The organism is Streptomyces sp. NBC_00080 (assembly GCF_045041255.1).
In the GTDB taxonomy this organism is placed as follows: domain Bacteria; phylum Actinomycetota; class Actinomycetes; order Streptomycetales; family Streptomycetaceae; genus Streptomyces; species Streptomyces coriariae.
Genome location: NZ_CP108235.1, coordinates 526,496 through 542,508, shown reverse-complemented (window position 1 = coordinate 542,508; position 16,013 = coordinate 526,496). Strand labels below are relative to the sequence as shown.

The window sequence follows — 16,013 nt, the reverse complement described above, 5'->3', positions numbered from 1 at the left end:
ACCCCGGACAGCGCAGCCACGGCGGATCGACGGATCGCACCGGTGCAGCAGGAGCCACCCACGGGGCGACCGGCGGCAGGAGCAGGGCACCCGCCTGCCCCGGACGCGTGGCGACATCCGAAGTCCGACCGGCCTCCGGCTGCCGGCCTCCCTGACTGACGGTGGCTCAGGCGAGACAAGGAGAACGGCGCCGAGGGCTCCTGTTTGAGCGGTGTGTGCCGTATCACGCCATCAAAAGCCGCCCAAGTTGTCTGAATCACAGCGGAAATGTCCATTTGGCATCCATGCTCGATGGCGACAGCGACTCCCGAAAGGGAGCCCATCGGCATGGGCGCGAAGTTCCAAAGTGGCCCGTGGCGCAGCCCCTCGTGACGTTTCTCCTCGTTCCCTTGGAAAGGTGCCCATCATGGCCGCTTACCTCTGTCCCCCTGCCGTGATACACGGCGAGCACGCCGTGGAGACCAGCCAGATCGTGGCGGAGGTGCGCGACCGGCATCCGCACGCGGCGTGGGCGCCGCGGATCGACGGCATCGCGGCCAGTACGGGCATCGAGACCCGCGGGTGGATGCTGCCGCTGGAGACCGCCGTCGCGCCCGGCAACGGCAGCGGCCTGCGGGACGTCGGCACCGGGCCCGCCCAAGAGGCGCTGGCGCGCGACGGGTTCAGCCGGCAGGACGTGGACCGTGTGATCGCCGCCCTCGAAGCGATACCCGCGCCGCAGACCGTTCAGGAGCGCACCGGGCCGGCCTGGGAGGCCGTGCAGTCCTACGGGGAGCGTGCGGCACGCGGTGCCCTGCAGATCGCCGGGCTGGACGCCTCGGACATCGACTGCCTGATCACCAGTCACTCCACCACCCCCGCACTGCCGGGTCTGGACATCGCCCTGGCCAACAAGCTCGAGCTCCGCAACGACGTGATGCTGCTGCCGGCCACGCAGTGGGCCTGTGTCGCGGGGACCCGTTCCCTGGCCCTGGCGGCGGATCTCGTGGCCGCGGACCCCGACCGGGTGGTCCTGGTCGTGATCGCGGAGGCCCTGAGCACGACCTACCAGCCCGCGGACGACACCATCGAGTCCCTGATCGTCCGGTTGCTGTTCGCGGACACCGCGGTCGCCGCGGTGGTCACGGGCCGTCCGAGGAGCCAGTCGGTGCTGCGGCTGGACGCCGCCTGGCACCACACCCTGCCCGGCACCCAGGACCTGCACCGTCTGGACACGCGGGCGGACGGCACCCACTTCGTGATGGACCGGCGCGGGCCGCGCGCCGTACAGGAGACGGTCACCGCGATGTGGGAGTGGCTGCGCGTCCGCTACCAGGACGACCCCGACTCCTGGCACCCCGACGTGCTGCTCGCGCACCCCGGCGGGACCCGGGTGCTGGAGTACATGGAGCAGACGATGCCCGACACCTGGCCGTCGGGACTGCTGGACTACAGCCGGGACAGCTACACCAGCGGCAACCGCGGAGGCGCCGCCGTCTTCGACATCCTGCGGCGGGCGCACGACGCCGGGCAGAAGTCGGGCAGTCGAGCCGTCCTGTACGCGGCGGCACCGGGCCTCACCGCCACCGCCCTGGAAGGTGAGTGGCTGTAGGGCGAGCCCGTGCCGCGCTCGCGTACCCGGGCTGTGCCCCGCACCCGCAGCCGCGTCACCTTGCGACTTCCGCCCAGACCACCTTGCCGGTGTCCGTCCACCGCACCCCCCACCGCGTGGTGAGCCGGTGCACGATGTGCAGGCCACGCCCGGCGTCGCCGAGGAGATCGCCCCGGCCCAGACGTGGCCTGCCGTTGCCGGTGTCGCCCACCTCGCACAGCAGGCCCTGACCCGCCCTGATCAGTCGCACCGTGATGGGACCTGCGGCGAAGCGCACCGCGTTCGTGACCAGCTCGCTGACCAGCAGCGTCACGTCGTCCCGGGTGTCGCTCCTGCTGTCCCATTGCCGCAGCAGCGCGGAGACGTGCGCGCGGGCGCGGGCGGGCGCGTCTGCGCGGGCGGGCAGCCGCCAGGTCGCGGTGTCCCCCTTGCGGTAGCCGATCATGCGCGCGAGCAGCAGGGTCACATCGTCGCGCTGCCGCACCGGCGCCAGCGTGGAGACGACGTGCCGTGCTGCCTGCTGGAGGGTGTCCCAGGGGTGCACCGTGGCCACGGTGTCCGCCAGCCGGTCGATGCCCTCGTCGATCGACAGCGCCGGATCCTCCACCAGGCCGTCGGTGTAGAGGGCGAGCAGGGAACCCGGGGGCGCGGCGAACGTGTGCACGTCGAACGGCTCCCGCAGTGCGAACTCGGCGCCCAGGCCGGGGTGAGGGCGGACCGCGAGCGGGCCCGCGTGCCCGTCGGGAAGCACCATGACCGGCGGGAGATGGCCGGCACTGGCGAGCGTCACGTGGTGGCTGACCGGATCGTAGAGGGCGATGCAGCAGGTGGAGCCGAGGGCGCTGTATCCGGCCGTCAGCCCGGACTCCGCGTCGTCCAGCAGCGTCACGGTCTCGTCCAGGTGTTCGAGTACCTCGTCCGGTGCCAGCCCCGCGGACAGCAGCGCGCGGGCCTCCATGCTCAGCTGCCCCATGGTCGCCGCGGCTCCGAGGCCGTGCCCGACGACGTCACCGACCACCAGCGCGGTACGGCCGTCGGGCAGCGGAAAGCTGTTCACCCAGTCGCCGCCGACGCCCGCGCTGTCGGGGGTGGCGGGCTGGTAGATGCTCGCGATCTCCACGGTGTGGCCGCCGGTCCGGGGCAGCAGCCGGCGCTGCAACGCCAGCACCTGCGTGTGCTCGCGCTGGTGCTGACGGGCCAGGTCGACGTGATGGGCGGTCCTGGCCACCAGTTCCTGGAGGTCGAACAACTCGCCGTCGCGGAAGGGGTGGTCCGCCCGGCGCCAGACCTCCGCGACGCCCAGGACGACGGGCGGCGCGCTGTCCAGGACCAGTGGCATGCACGCCACACTCGCCGACCGGTCACCGGGCACCAGGGCACGGATCACCCGCGGACTGCCGAGCAGCCGCTCGACCGCCTTCCGATCGGGTATGACGATGGCCTGCGGAGCATCGTCGCGCAGCACCGCCTGCGCCAGCAGGCGACTGGCGTCGCTCGGCAGATCGCCGCCCGGAGTCACGTAGCCCTCGGGCCACGCCCGGTCCGGCACCAGGGCTGCCCGCCGCAGCCGGATGCGTCCCTGCGCCTGCTCGGTGACTCCCTCGCCCGTCCACACGGCGAAGTCGAGGTCGACGGCGGCCACGTCTCCCCAGGCCAGCAGGGACTCCGCCAGCGACTGCGCGGTCTCGCCGATGTCCAGCGAGGTGCCGATCGCGGTCTCGGCGGCGTACAGGTGCAGCCTCCTGGCCATGGCGATCAGGGAGACGGTCAGACCCTCCTGAGGCGCCGCGGCGGGCAGGATGCTCAGCGAGACCACCAGCTCCGACCCGTCGGCGCGCCGCAGGCGCTGGATCCGGGCGACATGTGCCTCACCGACCTCCAGGACCTGCCGCAATCGCCGGGTGACCGTCGGTACGTCCCCGGGAGGCAGGAGATCGGCGAAAGGGCGCCCGGCCACGGCGTCCAGACCCGCGAACACGGCGGCGTCCAGGTTGCAGTGGGTGATCCTCAGGTCCCTGTCCAGGTTCACCACGCCGAGAATCTGATCGTGAGGGTCGGCTGCCGGGCTGTCGGCCACGCGTCGGCCGGTGGTGCGCTCGTCCTGCGCGTTGTCAGGACCGGCGGCCGCTGCGGCGCCGCCGCGCGAACCGTAGCGCCCCAGGGCGCTGCTGACCAGGTCGAACGGCGATGAGGACGAGGGCGACGGCGTGGAGTCCATGCGGCTCTCTCGGCAATCCCCGGCACAGCGCCGGGGCTGTACTCGGACCCGTGCGACGGGGCCCCGAGATCCCTGACCGCACACCTCATTGAATAACACCGGGGGTCGCTTCGCCCACCAGCGGATCGCGCGTGAGTACCGGCCGCGAGGAATGCCGAGGCCGGTGGGGCCGTGCTCACCATGCTGGGGGAGAGGAGGGGGCGTCGCCCGCCGGTATGCGACGACCGCCGCAGGAGCCGACGTGACGGCGACGGTCGGTCCGAGCTCGCTGTGGAGGCGTGGGCGCAGGAGCAGCACCGGAGCACAGCCCGGCCCGGCCATGACCAGGCCGGGTGATAGGCCCCTTCCGGGTGAAGGCCCAGGCCGGTAAACCGTTATCGTGCACCTGACACCTGACACCTGACACCTGACACCTGACCCGCCTGAAAGAAGCTCGGCTTCGTCGGCGAGTAGCGCACCAGCAGGTTCTTCGTCTGCTGCTGGTACAGAGCCAGCGGATCGCTGACCAGCGCGAATACCGCCCGTTGGGGTTTTGGCATGATCGCCGGCCCGGGAATGGTCCGGATCTTGATCGATGCGCGGCAACGTGACACATGACGGGTCACTGAGGCCCCTTGCCGGGCAGATGATGGCTGTGGCTTCAGCCCCGGGATGCCCTCGCTTCAAGTCCTTCTTCCCTGATGATGGCGGTAAAGGCAAGTTGATTACCCCATGGCCGCCGTTGCGCGCCACCAAAGCGTCCGGGACGGTCTCGGCACCGCTGAACCGGGCCTCGAGTGCTCCGACGGGCGGTGGATACCGCTGAAGTCATCGTCGAGTTCCCTGCCGGCGACCGACGCTGCGTTTTGCCCGAGGGATTGTGACGTGCTGATGATGCGATTCCCGGCGGGCGGAGCAGACCAGCCGGGCAGCTCAGAGGGCGACGGGGTGGGGAGGAAGTCCCGTCCCGCTCAGGCGCGCCGCGGAACGGTATTGCTCCTTCTGGTCCCGGCGGCGAGCAGCGCGAAGCCCAGCGCGAAGCCCAGCATTGTCCATACGCCGCGGGGCCAGAAGATGTGGCTGTCTGTGAAGGACCAGCCGGCCGCCAGGAGAACCACCGTGCCGGGAACGACTCGCGCGCCGTGTTTCGGGAAGAGCGCGACGGCTGTGGCCACGACAGCGGCGATGAGGGCGTAGGCCCCGACGTGCCCGAGCGACTCACCCGTGTCGTAGAGGGGGTGCTTGATCGGCTCTATGTTCGCTGTCCCGGCAGCGTGCTCGACCGCGGTTCCCGCCGCGATACCGGCCACTGCGTCGAGACCGGTGTAGAAGGCCGCGTATGTGAACGCACTCGCCCAGGCCACCACCGTGGCGAAGCCCGCGAGGTCTGCTCGGGGGCGGTGCCACAGGGGGACGAGGAGGCCGAGCGTAAGCAGCGGAAAGATCGGCAGCAGTGCGATGTGCAACTGTGTCCAGTCCGTGGCCGTCGCCCTGGACAGGCCATGCGGGTGCGCGGCGCCCGCCGCAGCCAGCACAAGGGGCGCGACAGTAGCGAGGGTGATGTTTCGGATGGTCAACACGCTGCGATCGTAGGCGCGTTACGTCACTCGAGACGGCTGCGTAAGGGCTTCGTAAGATCTTGCGTGGTGCCATGCAACCCTGGAAAGGGCCCGCCGGGGTGACTCCCCTCGAACGCGACACCGGCCTCGCCGATCCTGCGGCGAGGCCGGAGCGGAGGACCGGTGGCGGCCCGGTCGGTCGGTTCAGCCGCAGCGGCGCCCTGAGTTGATGCAGGAGACCGCCTGGCTCATGAGTCGCTCGTTCATCACGTTGATGAAGTCGTTGTGGTCGGTGATGGCGTTGTGCTGCTGTCCCTGGAAGCCGTCGACGGCGAAGTTCGGTGCCGCGGGGGTCTTGTAGGTGAGCCGCATCGTCAGCTGCGGAATGGCCTTGAAGCCCCTTGCACAGTTGCGGTTGGCGTCGGCGAAGGCGACGTGGCTGCGATGGTCGGCGCTGTCGATGTTCCTGCCGTCCCAGCAACTCTGGAAGGCGAAGCTGCGCACCACCTTGCTGCCGCCGGGACAGATGGGGTACTTGTCGGTGAGCTGGACCTTGCTCTCGAAACCGGTGCAGCTCCAGTGGGCGTTGGCGTTCTTGGTGCCGTTGGTGAACGCCTTGGCGTCCCCCGTGATGATCCGCAGGAAGCGGGGCATCGCCACGACCTTGCCGGTGGGGCTGCCCTGGTAGGTGATTGTGACGGTCGCGGGCACCAGGATGGCTCCCCGGTTGCCCTCGGCGCCACCGCCGAGGGCGTTGGCGTCGGGGCCCTGACGGGTGGTGTCCCGCAGGACGGGCCAGTAGTACGCGGACTGGTCGCCGTTGGTGCAGGAGGTGCCCTCGGCGCTCAGGGACTCGTTGGTCGAGTTGAAGTCCACCTTCCGGTTGCCCACGTAGTCGTGGACGTGGTGGGCGCCGTTGCTGACACCGGGAGCCACGATGTCGTTGTCCGAGTTGTGCTGTCCCTGCTTGTTGACTCCGCATCGGGAGGTGAAGGCTCCGGTCGAGGCGCCGGCTTGCCTGCGGACCTTGGGCACGTTCGGGGCCACCTTGGTGATGTCCACGAAGTCGGCCGCGGTGGGCCCGTCGTTGCTCTGTCCTGCGGCACCGGCGCCGTTTCCCTGTTGTCCGGTGTTGCTCCCGTCGTCCTGGGCGCCGCCGGGGCTCTGGCTCGTGGACCCTGCCCCGGATGTCTGCGTCCCGGGTGCGTCGAGGCCGAGGTTGCAGACGGCGAGAGCGTCCAGCCCTGTGGGTTTGGCGGCCGTCCGCCCGATGGCGATGGCGATCCGGTCGACGGTCGCCTTCCTCTTGTCCGTCAGAGGGCCGAGGATCGCGTTCTGCACAAAGTTCGGGCCCCCTTGCCCACGGGTGTCGACCAGTCGCTGGTTGGCCTCCGCGATCTGTCGGTCCAGCAGCTGAAGGTTCCTGTCCACCTCGGCCTGTGCCTGCTGGGGGACGGCCGGCAGCTTGCCCTTCACGTCCGGACAGCTGATCGTCTGGGCTGACCGCGTCGTAGGAGTGGTGGCGGTGACGTCGGACGCGTTGGCGGCGTAGTTCACGGCTACGAGGCCACCGCCCCCTGCCAGGAGCGCCGTGACGGCCATGACGGCGTTGCGGCGGCTTCGGCCGCGCCTGTGGTCTGCTCGCATGAGAACTCCCGATTTCACAGCGTGGTTCCTGGTCCGGCGGCGATACGCATCACTCGCCGCCCGGACGCCCCCAGCCTCACCTGAGTGGTCGGCGTTTGGCCGCTGTTCACGTTGCACGTCATGGGCATGTAAGAAATGAATCGCGCCCGAACTCGCCCCGCCCAGCACGAGGCCGCGCCGCCTCGGCATCCTCCGCTCGGCGCTGGAAGAAGCCGGGATCCCATGTGAGCCGGGGCTCGTGCGCTTCGACGACTTCACCCAGTGCCTCGGGAGACGGGCAGCGTTTGCGCGTCGGGTCGCTGGGTCCGGTGTCCCGGTGACCTCGCGTCCGGCAGAGCCGGTCGAGTATCGGAGGCGCGGGTCGCTCACGCACACAACCGGACTCCGGCCGGCGGCACTTCGGTGCTCCGCTCCTTTCTCGAGATCCGCGTTTCGGAAGGATCCGAAGTCGCCGACCACGGAGGTGAGCCAGGGGCTGCGCAGAGGGCTGCGCCAGAAACCGGGGGAGGTGGGGAGTCAATGGTCGCGCACGTCTCGTCCGTAGGCCGGGACCGCCCGCGGACGGGGCCCGCAACCCATGACGAAATGCTGACGTCCAGGATCACCGGAGTCTCATCCGGCTGTCCCCGGCCTAGCGTGCCGGTGTGAACCGCGATCTTCTCCGCGACCTGTCCGCGGCTCTTGCCGCAGCGCTGCTCGTCACGACGGCGGCTGTGATCGGCACAGTCCTGGAACACCGTTACGGGAACCTTCATGTCAGCTGGCCGCCGCTGTACGGCCATTGGGAGCCGCACGTCGGCCCCGGTACCCCCGCCGCGATCATGGTGGCCCTCGCCGTGGTCGTGTACGGGCCGCTCCTCGCCGCCCGGCTGCCCTGGCGCGCGCTGCTGTGCACTGCCTGGGGCACCGCCATGGCATGGACGTTCTCGCTCGCCCTGGTCGACGGATGGCAGCGCGGCATCGCCCGGCGCCTGACGACCAAGTACGAGTACCTCCAGGTCATCGACCCCGTCAACCGCTTCCACGACATTCCCGCAGCCCTGCGGGACTTCACCCACCACATCCTGATCCACTCACCCGACGCCTGGCCCGCGCACGTCGCCGGACATCCCCCCGCCGCCACCCTCACCTTCGTCCTCCTCGACCGGATCGGGCTGGGCGGCGGGGCCTGGGCGGGCGTCTGGTGCGTCGCCGCCGGGGCGACTGCGGCGTCGGCGGTCCTCATCACCGTACGAGCGCTGTCCGGGGAGGCGCTCGCCCGCCGTGCCGCGCCCTTCCTGGTCCTGGCCCCGGCCGCCGTGTGGATGGGCACCTCCGCGGACGGGTACTTCGCGGCGGTCGCCGCCTGGGCCGTCGCGTTCCTCGCCCTCGCCGTCACGGGACACCGGCCCCGGTCGACAGGTCTCGCCTCCGGGCTCCTCTTCGGCCTCACCCTGTATCTCTCGTACGGGTTGACACTGTTCGCGGTGATAGCCGCCGGCGTCCTGCTGCTCGGTGCCCGACGCCTCCGCCCCCTGCCCTACGTGCTCGCCGGATTCGTCGTCGTCCCGGCCGTGTTCACGTACGCGGGCTTCAACTGGTGGGAGGCGTACCACCTGCTGGTCACCCGCTACTACCAAGGGGCCGGCGGTATCCGCCCGTACGGCTACTGGGTGTGGGCCAACCTCGCGTGCACGGCACTCGTCGTGGGCCCGGCAACGGTGGCCGGGCTGCGACGAGCCGGTGCGGCTCCCGTCCGCCAGGGCGTTCGTGGGTGCCTGCGCCGCTCCGCAGCCGAACCTCGCCTCGCCCTGCTCGTCCTCGCCGCCCTGCTCGCGCTCTCGGCCGCCGACATCTCCGGCATGAGCAAAGCGGAAACAGAACGCATCTGGCTGCCGTTCGCGATGTGGCTGCTCCCGGCCTGCGCGTTTCTGACCCGGCCCCGCGCCTGGCTCACCGCACAGGCCGCCCTCGCCCTGCTCCTCAACCACCTGCTGCTGACGGGATGGTGACCATGAGATGGGGCTCGAGGAGGGGGCGAAATCGGCGCGGTCACCCGGGCCGGAACTGGACAGATGACCGTCTCGGAACCCGCGGGATCAGAGTGCTGTGGCGCTGACAAGGGGAACGGCGGAACATGTCACCGACTGAGGGGACGTGCGCTTCTCGCGCGCCCGCGACGACAGCGGTCGCCACCAACCGGCGAGGTACACGGCGACGCCGTACCACCGGAGCGATGGTCGCGAGAACGGCCGCATTCGCAAAAACGAGTCGGATGTCAAGGTCTTACGAAACGCAGACGTCGGGGCGGCCCTGCCGCACGGCGAGGAGGTCGGTGGGAAGCTGGGGGGCATGCAGCAGCCGCACGAATCCCCGGACTCCGTACATGCTCCACGTGGGCAGGGAGGTACGACCCGCGTCCTCGTCGTGGACGACGACCCCACCGTCTCCGAGGTCGTCTCCGGCTATCTCGACCGCGCCGGGTACCAGGTGGACGTAGCCGGGGATGGGCACTCCGCGCTCGCGCGGGCCGCCGCGCACCGGCCGGACCTGGTGGTGCTCGACCTGATGCTGCCCGGCATGGACGGCCTGGAAGTGTGCCGCCGGATACGTACCCGCGGGCCCGTGCCCGTCATCATGCTCACCGCCCGGGGCGACGAGGGCGACCGGATCCTGGGCCTGGAAGTGGGCGCCGACGACTACGTCACGAAGCCCTTCAGCCCCCGTGAGCTGGTCCTGCGGGTCGAATCGGTCCTGCGCCGGACCCGGCCCGCCGTCGCGGCTCACCCCGTGCACGCGGCAGGCTTCAAGGTCGACCCGGCAGCCCGCCGCGCCACCAAGAACGGCACCGAGCTCAGCCTCACACTCCGCGAGTTCGACCTCCTCGCCTTCCTCCTGCGCAACCACGGCCGCGCCTACAGCCGTGAAGAGCTGATGCGTGAGGTGTGGGGCTGGGACTTCGGGGACCTGTCCACCGTCACCGTCCACGTCCGCCGGCTGCGAGGCAAAGTGGAAGACGACCCGGCCCGGCCACGACTGATCCAGACGGTGTGGGGAGTGGGCTACCGCTTCGATGCCACGCCAGGTGAGGAGGCGGTCTGACCATGCGCGACATCCTCCTCATCGCCCTCTTCGCCTTCCTCGGCGCCACCCTGGCCGGGCTGCTCGGGGCGGGTGTGCTGTGGCTGATCCGGAGACGGTCGCTGACCGCGTCCCTCGCCGTGGTCGCCGCCGTGGCCGTGACCGCCATGCTCGCGGGGACGCTGGCCGTGGCACGGGCGATGTTCCTGTCCACGCACGACCTGACCGTCGTCACCATGGTTGTCGCGATGGCGGCGGTCGTCTCCCTGGCCACCGCGCTGCTGCTCGGCCGCTGGGTCGTCGCCCGCAGCCAGGCGCTCACCGCCGCCGCCCGTTCTTTCGGCGACGGCGGCCACTTCTCGGCGCCGAACGGCCCGGCGACCGCCGAACTCGACGCACTCAGCCAGGAGTTGGCCGCCACCAGTGCGAAGCTTGCCGAATCCCGAGATCGCGAGCGCGCCCTCGAGGCATCGAGACGTGAGTTGGTCGCCTGGATCTCGCACGACCTGCGCACTCCCCTCGCCGGTCTGCGCGCCATGTCCGAGGCCCTGGAGGACGGCGTGGCCGCCGATCCCCACCGCTACCTCCGCCAGATGCGCACGGAGGTCGAACGCCTCAACGGCATGGTGGGGGACCTCTTCGAGCTCTCCCGCATCCACGCAGGCGCGCTCGCCCTCTCCCCCTCCCGAGTGTCGGTGTACGACCTTGTGGGCGACGCCCTCGCGGGAGCGGACGCCCTCGCCCGCGAGTACGGGGTGTGGCTGATCGGCGACCACGTCGAGCCGCTGCCGGTCGAGGTGGACGGCAAGGAGATGAGCCGAGTGCTGGGCAATCTGCTGGTCAACGCGATCCGCCGGACACCCTCCGACGGTACGGTCGCGGTCGCCGCCGAGCGCTTCTCCGACGGAGTCGTCCTGTCCGTCACCGACGGATGCGGCGGCATCCCGGAGGAGGACCTGCCGCGTGTCTTCGACACCGGCTGGCGCGGTACTCATGCCCGCACTCCTCCCGCCGGTGCGGGCCTCGGCCTGGCCATCGTCCGAGGCATCGTGGAGGCTCACCGGGGCCGGGCCGCCGTACGCAACGTCCCCGGCGGCTGCCGCTTCGAAGTGACGCTTCCCCTGGCCGACGCGTGATCGAGAGCTCCTGCACGGTCATGCCGTTCAGGCGGTCCTTGGACGGGTGGTCGGTCCGGCGCCGTCGCCCAGCGGTCGCACTCCGCGAGCGTGTCATCGAACAGAAGGCTGGTCACCGAGGTGCCTTTGGCGTGAGCGGCGCCCACCGAGATACCGGAGCCGAAGCCGCCGACGACTGCGCTGCTGCTAGGTCAGGGCTGTGGGGTGCTGCCCATCTCGGCGGTGAAGATCACGGGGTCGCTGTCGAACCCTCGGACCATCTCGTGGAACTCCCACGTTCCGGCGGCGTCCCTGGTGAACTCCGCGACCGTCGCGGCGGTGTGTCCCGAGAGCTGTGCCATGTCGTCTTTCAGTAGCTCCCTGTACCCCTCGACAACCAGCACTCCGGCGTTCGATATGTCACCGAAGGTCTTGGGGCCGCTGTTCTGGTGGATCGCCACACCCACCACCACCCGTGCGAAGGAGGAAGCGAGGCGATCGAGCTCCAGGGTCATCGCTTCGACGTAGCCGAAGCCCTGTCCGGTCCGGCTGTGCCGACTCATGTTGATGGTGCCGTCCGGAGAGCGGCTGTCGAAGTGGACGACGTAGACCGGCCGCCCGTAGGGGGCGTCCGCCGAGTAGGTCGCGGCGATGATGTCGAGATGATGAGGTGGCTGATTCCAGGGACTCGGGTCCCACTTGAGCCGTACCTCGGCCTTTTCCACTCCGTGGTTGTCGCTGTTCACCGGATGACTGCCTCTCCCGTAACGTGCTGTCACGGGATGGTCCCCGCATGGGCAAGTATGGCTCTCGGCCATCCTGTTGAAGCCTCGCGCGGCAGCTCGCGGATCGGGTCGGGCGGTGTCAGACGTCTTTGGCCGGCCAGTCGAGAAGCCGGGCGCCGATCACGGCCGTCTGGAGCATGTAGCGGTGGGCCGGGTCGGCGGGATTGGCGCCGGTGAGTTTGTGGATGCGTTCCAGGCGGTAGGTCAGCGCGCGCACGCTGAGGGTGAGGCGGCGGGCGGCCTCGGCGGCCACGCAGCCGGAGTCGAAGTACGCGGTGAGGGTGTCCAGGAGGGGCTGGGCGCCGCCGCGGGCCGTGGTGAGCGGGCCGAGTGTGTCGGCGACGAGGTCGGCCATGGCTTGGCGGTCGCGGGTGAGGACGGGGTAGACCAGCAGGTCGGCGGCGCGTAGGACGGGGTCGTCGAGGTCGAGGCGCTCGGCGAGTTCGAGGGCGTTGAGCGCTTCCTCGTAGGACTGGACCACGCCTCCGGGGCCGGGTTGGGGGCGGCCGATGGCGACCTGGCCGCCGTCGGTGGCGGCGTGCGCCTGCTTGGCGAAGTGGGCGAGGACCTCGTCCTGGTGGCCGGGGGCGACGCACAGCAGGCGGCCGTCCTTGGTGGTGAGCAGGATGCTGCGGTCGCCGAAGCGGGAGATGAGAGCCCGCTCCACCTGCTGGGGCACCGGGTCGCCCTCGTCGTAGGCGGCGGGTCCCTGCGCGACGGCGACCGCGTGCGCGTGTGAGAAGCGCAGTCCGAAGCGTTCGGCGCGCTCGGCGAGGCGGCCCAGGTCGCTGCGGCCGTAGAGGAGATCGTCGATGAACTCCCGGCGGGCGGCCTCTTCCTGACGCACGGCGACAAGCTGGGCGCGTTCGTAGCCTTCGGCAAAGGCGTCGATCACCTGCTGTACTGCGACCAGCGCTCCGTCGGCGGAGCCGGGCGTAACCGGCCAGGCCGAGCGGGCAGCGCTCAGATGGGCGCTGACGAGGGCGCGCAGCCCGTGGCCGGCCTCGGCGGCCTGCTCGCCCAGGGCGCGGCGGGAGGAGATCTCGTTCCGGGTGAGGTGTCGCCCGGTGGCCGATACCTCGGCCAGGATCTCGACGTAACCGTCCAGAAAGCGGTCGGGAAGTTCCCGCTGTGTCACGTCGTCCCCCTGATTCTTGACGCGCCGGTGACGGCTTCTTAGCGGCCACCGGCATGCAGACCCTAATGAACACTGCCGGGAACCGGCAATGCGCGGGCGGGATCGGATCGTGCAGCATGGCTCGCGGGGAGCACGGCGGATGGTTTCGATGCCGGACACCGGCAGGTGCCCGGCATCGAGGCCCGGAACGACCGTGTGCCGTCGGAGACGACTGATGCACACCGCGGGCGGAGAGGGGGATCAGGAGATGCGGACATTTCTCGCAGCGGCCACGGGCCTGCCCACGATCCTGCTGACCGCTGCGCTCGTCGTGGTTCTCTGCTTCTGGCTCCTGACCGCCGTGGGTGTCGCAGGCGTCGACAGTTTCGACAGGGACGTGGATCTTCGAGCGTGCCGCATGGGCGGGGTGCCCGTGGCGGTCGCCTTCTCCGTCCTGACGGTGCTCGCCTGGTCCTTGAGTGTCGGCGCGGCGGTTGTGGTTGCCGTGTGCGCGCCTCCCGGCCCCGTCACCGCGCTGCTGCGCATGGTCGTGCCCGTGGGAGCTCTGCTGGTTGCCTGGGCCACGACCTGCCTGATCGTGCGGCCGCTGCACCGCCTCTTCCCGGATGAACCCGCGCTGTCCGTGCTCTGCGAGACTCGCACGGGCGACGGCACCGGGCTACGAGCTGACGGGAGCCGCGATCCCTATGGTGGCGCGTCCCGTGACGCCGTCCGGCCGCGGGACCGCGCCGCCTGAGCCCCGACGCCGCCGGATCTCACATCCGGCCTCTCTTCCTCACGCTCAACTCCCTTACGCCTCAAGGACGTATGCCATGACTGCCATGATCGTGGGCATCGGCGTGCTCGTCGCCGTCTGCCTGCTCGTCGTACTTGTCGTCTCCCAGCTGTTCCGCAAGGTGGAGCAGGGCAAGGCGCTGATCGTCTCCAAGCTGCGGAAGGTCGACGTGACCTTCACCGGTCAGGTGGTCCTGCCGGTGCTGCACAAGGCCGAGGTGATGGACATCTCGGTGAAGGCCATCGAGATCACCCGGGCCGGCAAGGACGGGCTGATCTGCCGGGACAACATCCGTGCCGACATCCGGATCTCGTTCTTCGTGAAGGTCAACAAGACCGTCGAGGACGTCGTCAAGGTCGCCCAGGCCGTCGGCACCGCGCGGGCCAGCGACCAGAAGACGCTGCAGGAACTGTTCCACGCGAAGTTCTCCGAGGCGCTGAAGACCGTCGGCAAACAGCTGGACTTCACCGACCTCTACACCAAGCGCGAGGAGCTGCGGTACCGGATCATCGAGGTCATCGGCGTCGACCTCAACGGCTACCACCTGGAGGACGCGGCGATCGACTACCTGGAGCAGACGCCGCTGACCCAGCTTGACCCGGCCAACGTCCTCGACGCCCAGGGCATCCGGAAGATCACCGAGCTGACGGCAGTCGAGCACGTGCGCACCAACGAGGCCCAGCGTACCGAGGAGAAGGAGATCACCCGGCAGAACGTCGACGCCCGCGAGGCCATCCTGGAGCTGGAACGCCGTCAGGCCGACGCCGAGATCAAGCAGAAGCGGGAGATCGACGCCGTACGGGCCCGCGAGGAAGCCGAGACGGCACGGGTCATGGAGGAGGAGCGGCTGCGTGCCCAGGGCGCGTTCCTCAAGACCGAGGAGCAGCTCGGCATCCAGCGGGAGAACCAGGCCCGTGAGGTCGCCGTCGCGGCGAAGAATCGCGAGCGGGTCATCGCCGTCGAGAACGAGCGCATCGAGAAGGACCGGCAGCTCGAGGTCATCGCGCGGGAGCGGGAGACGCAGCTGACGCAGATCGCCGCATCCAAGGAGGTCGAGGCGGAGAAGCGGGAGATCGCCGAGGTCATCCGCGAGCGGGTCGCCGTGGACCGTACGGTCGCAGAGCAGGAAGAGGCCATCAAGAAGCTGCGGGCCGTGGAGGAGGCCGAGCGCGGTCGGCAGACCGTGATCATCGCCGCCGAGGCCGAGGCGCAGGAGAAGCTGGTCAAGGACATCAAGGCCGCCGAGGCCGCCGAGCAGGCCGCCGTCCACCGCGCTGCCGAGGAACTCACGCTGGCCGAGGCCCGGTTGAAGAGCGCCGACCTCGACGCACAGGCCAAGCTGCGCCTTGCCGAGGGCATCCAGGCCGAGACCGCCGCCGAGGGCCTCGCGGCCGTCCAGGTGCGCGACAAGGAGGCCGAGGTCATCGAGAAGGCCGGCCGCGCGGAGGCGGAGGCGACCCAGGCCAGGCTGCGTGCCGAAGCCGACGGTGCGCGGGCCAGGGCCCTGGCTGAGGCCGAGGGCATCAGCGGGAAGCTGAAGGCCGAGGCCGCCGGTCTCACAGAGAAGGCGGCCGCGATGGCAGCCCTGGACGACGCCTCCCGCGGCCACGAGGAGTACCGGCTGCGCCTGGAGGCCGAGAAGGACATCCGCCTCGCGGGGCTGGACGTGCAGCGCCAGGTCGCCGAGGCACAGGCCACGGTGCTTGCCACCGGCCTGGAGAACGCCGACATCAACATCGTCGGCGGGGACTCGGTCTTCTTCGACCGGCTGGTGTCCTCGATCGCGCTCGGCAAGGGCGTCGACGGCTTCGTCCAGCACTCCGCAACGGCTCAGGCGCTCGCGAAACCCTGGCTGGACGGCACCTCCGGCTTCACCGACGATCTCAGCCGCATCCTCGGCTCGGTCTCCACGGCCGACGTGCAGAACCTGACCGTCTCCGCCCTGCTCATGAAGCTCATGAAGAACGGCGGGGACAACGTCGGACAGTTCCAGCAGCTCCTGGACAAGGCCGGCGAGCTGGGCCTCGCCGACACGTCGCTGACCGCTGTCAACGGCACCGTCAGGACCTGACCGTCGCCGGGTCCTGACGGGCATGCCAGGATCCGACCCGCCGCCACGGCCCGACCCCCGGCCCGTGGTCCGGAG

Annotated in this window: 12 protein-coding genes; 6 read left to right on the top strand and 6 right to left on the bottom strand. The window is 70.2% G+C overall.

The window, feature by feature from the left end:
- Nucleotides 1-406 precede the first annotated feature (406 nt).
- Nucleotides 407-1,591, top strand: a complete 1,185-nt coding sequence (locus OHU34_RS02380; protein WP_142270419.1) for a type III polyketide synthase — start codon at nt 407-409, stop codon at nt 1,589-1,591.
- A gap of 55 nt (nt 1,592-1,646) precedes the next feature.
- Here OHU34_RS02380 and OHU34_RS02375 read toward each other — a convergent pair whose 3' ends face one another.
- From OHU34_RS02375 to OHU34_RS02360, 4 genes are all read right to left on the bottom strand, one after another.
- Nucleotides 1,647-3,809, bottom strand: coding sequence for a SpoIIE family protein phosphatase (locus tag OHU34_RS02375; RefSeq protein WP_142270420.1), 2,163 nt, complete (start codon nt 3,807-3,809; stop codon nt 1,647-1,649).
- A 374-nt stretch (nt 3,810-4,183) separates the two neighbouring features.
- Nucleotides 4,184-4,414, bottom strand: coding sequence for a hypothetical protein (locus OHU34_RS02370; RefSeq protein WP_405764333.1), 231 nt, complete (start codon nt 4,412-4,414; stop codon nt 4,184-4,186).
- Between the two features lie 345 nt (nt 4,415-4,759).
- Nucleotides 4,760-5,368, bottom strand: a complete 609-nt coding sequence (locus OHU34_RS02365; RefSeq protein ID WP_142270421.1) for a hypothetical protein — start codon at nt 5,366-5,368, stop codon at nt 4,760-4,762.
- Between the two features lie 183 nt (nt 5,369-5,551).
- Nucleotides 5,552-6,994 carry a DUF1996 domain-containing protein gene (locus OHU34_RS02360; RefSeq protein WP_405764330.1) on the bottom strand — a complete coding sequence of 481 codons (1,443 nt, stop codon included), beginning with the start codon at nt 6,992-6,994 and terminating at the stop codon, nt 5,552-5,554.
- 644 nt (nt 6,995-7,638) lie between these two features.
- Between OHU34_RS02360 and OHU34_RS02355 the strand changes: the two genes are divergently transcribed.
- The 3 genes from OHU34_RS02355 to OHU34_RS02345 all read left to right on the top strand — a co-directional run bounded on the left by OHU34_RS02355 (nt 7,639) and on the right by OHU34_RS02345 (nt 11,190).
- The gene (locus OHU34_RS02355; RefSeq protein ID WP_405764327.1) at nt 7,639-8,985 is read left to right on the top strand and encodes a hypothetical protein; all 1,347 of its coding nucleotides are present in this window, start codon (nt 7,639-7,641) and stop codon (nt 8,983-8,985) included.
- Nucleotides 8,986-9,325: 340 nt separating this feature from the next.
- Nucleotides 9,326-10,075, top strand: coding sequence for a response regulator transcription factor (locus tag OHU34_RS02350; protein ID WP_142270424.1), 750 nt, complete (start codon nt 9,326-9,328; stop codon nt 10,073-10,075).
- A gap of 2 nt (nt 10,076-10,077) precedes the next feature.
- Complete coding sequence (locus tag OHU34_RS02345; protein ID WP_142270425.1) at nt 10,078-11,190, top strand: sensor histidine kinase KdpD; 1,113 nt, start codon at nt 10,078-10,080, stop codon at nt 11,188-11,190.
- 191 nt (nt 11,191-11,381) lie between these two features.
- Here the strand turns inward: OHU34_RS02345 and OHU34_RS02340 are convergent, their stop codons facing one another.
- Together OHU34_RS02340 and OHU34_RS02335 are read right to left on the bottom strand one after the other, a co-directional pair.
- A complete protein-coding gene (locus OHU34_RS02340; RefSeq protein ID WP_405764323.1) occupies nt 11,382-11,915 on the bottom strand; it encodes a TerD family protein in 534 nt (177 codons plus the stop codon).
- 118 nt (nt 11,916-12,033) lie between these two features.
- Nucleotides 12,034-13,092: a CdaR family transcriptional regulator gene (locus OHU34_RS02335; RefSeq protein ID WP_142270427.1), complete on the bottom strand. Its 1,059-nt coding sequence runs from the start codon at nt 13,090-13,092 to the stop codon at nt 12,034-12,036.
- Between the two features lie 214 nt (nt 13,093-13,306).
- Between OHU34_RS02335 and OHU34_RS02330 the strand changes: the two genes are divergently transcribed.
- A complete protein-coding gene (locus OHU34_RS02330; RefSeq protein ID WP_200840125.1) occupies nt 13,307-13,828 on the top strand; it encodes a hypothetical protein in 522 nt (173 codons plus the stop codon).
- A gap of 76 nt (nt 13,829-13,904) precedes the next feature.
- Nucleotides 13,905-15,938 carry a flotillin family protein gene (locus tag OHU34_RS02325; protein WP_405764319.1) on the top strand — a complete coding sequence of 678 codons (2,034 nt, stop codon included), beginning with the start codon at nt 13,905-13,907 and terminating at the stop codon, nt 15,936-15,938.
- The last annotated feature ends 75 nt before the right edge of the window (nt 15,939-16,013 follow it).

Coding starts and splice junctions, on each gene's coding strand:
- OHU34_RS02360 (WP_405764330.1), bottom strand. CDS start 6,994: ATGCGAGCAGACCACAGGCGCGGCCGAAGCCGCCGCAACGCCGTCATG.
- OHU34_RS02380 (WP_142270419.1), top strand. CDS start 407: ATGGCCGCTTACCTCTGTCCCCCTGCCGTGATACACGGCGAGCACGCC.
- OHU34_RS02345 (WP_142270425.1), top strand. CDS start 10,078: ATGCGCGACATCCTCCTCATCGCCCTCTTCGCCTTCCTCGGCGCCACC.
- OHU34_RS02325 (WP_405764319.1), top strand. CDS start 13,905: ATGACTGCCATGATCGTGGGCATCGGCGTGCTCGTCGCCGTCTGCCTG.
- OHU34_RS02350 (WP_142270424.1), top strand. CDS start 9,326: ATGCAGCAGCCGCACGAATCCCCGGACTCCGTACATGCTCCACGTGGG.
- OHU34_RS02375 (WP_142270420.1), bottom strand. CDS start 3,809: ATGGACTCCACGCCGTCGCCCTCGTCCTCATCGCCGTTCGACCTGGTC.
- OHU34_RS02330 (WP_200840125.1), top strand. CDS start 13,307: ATGCACACCGCGGGCGGAGAGGGGGATCAGGAGATGCGGACATTTCTC.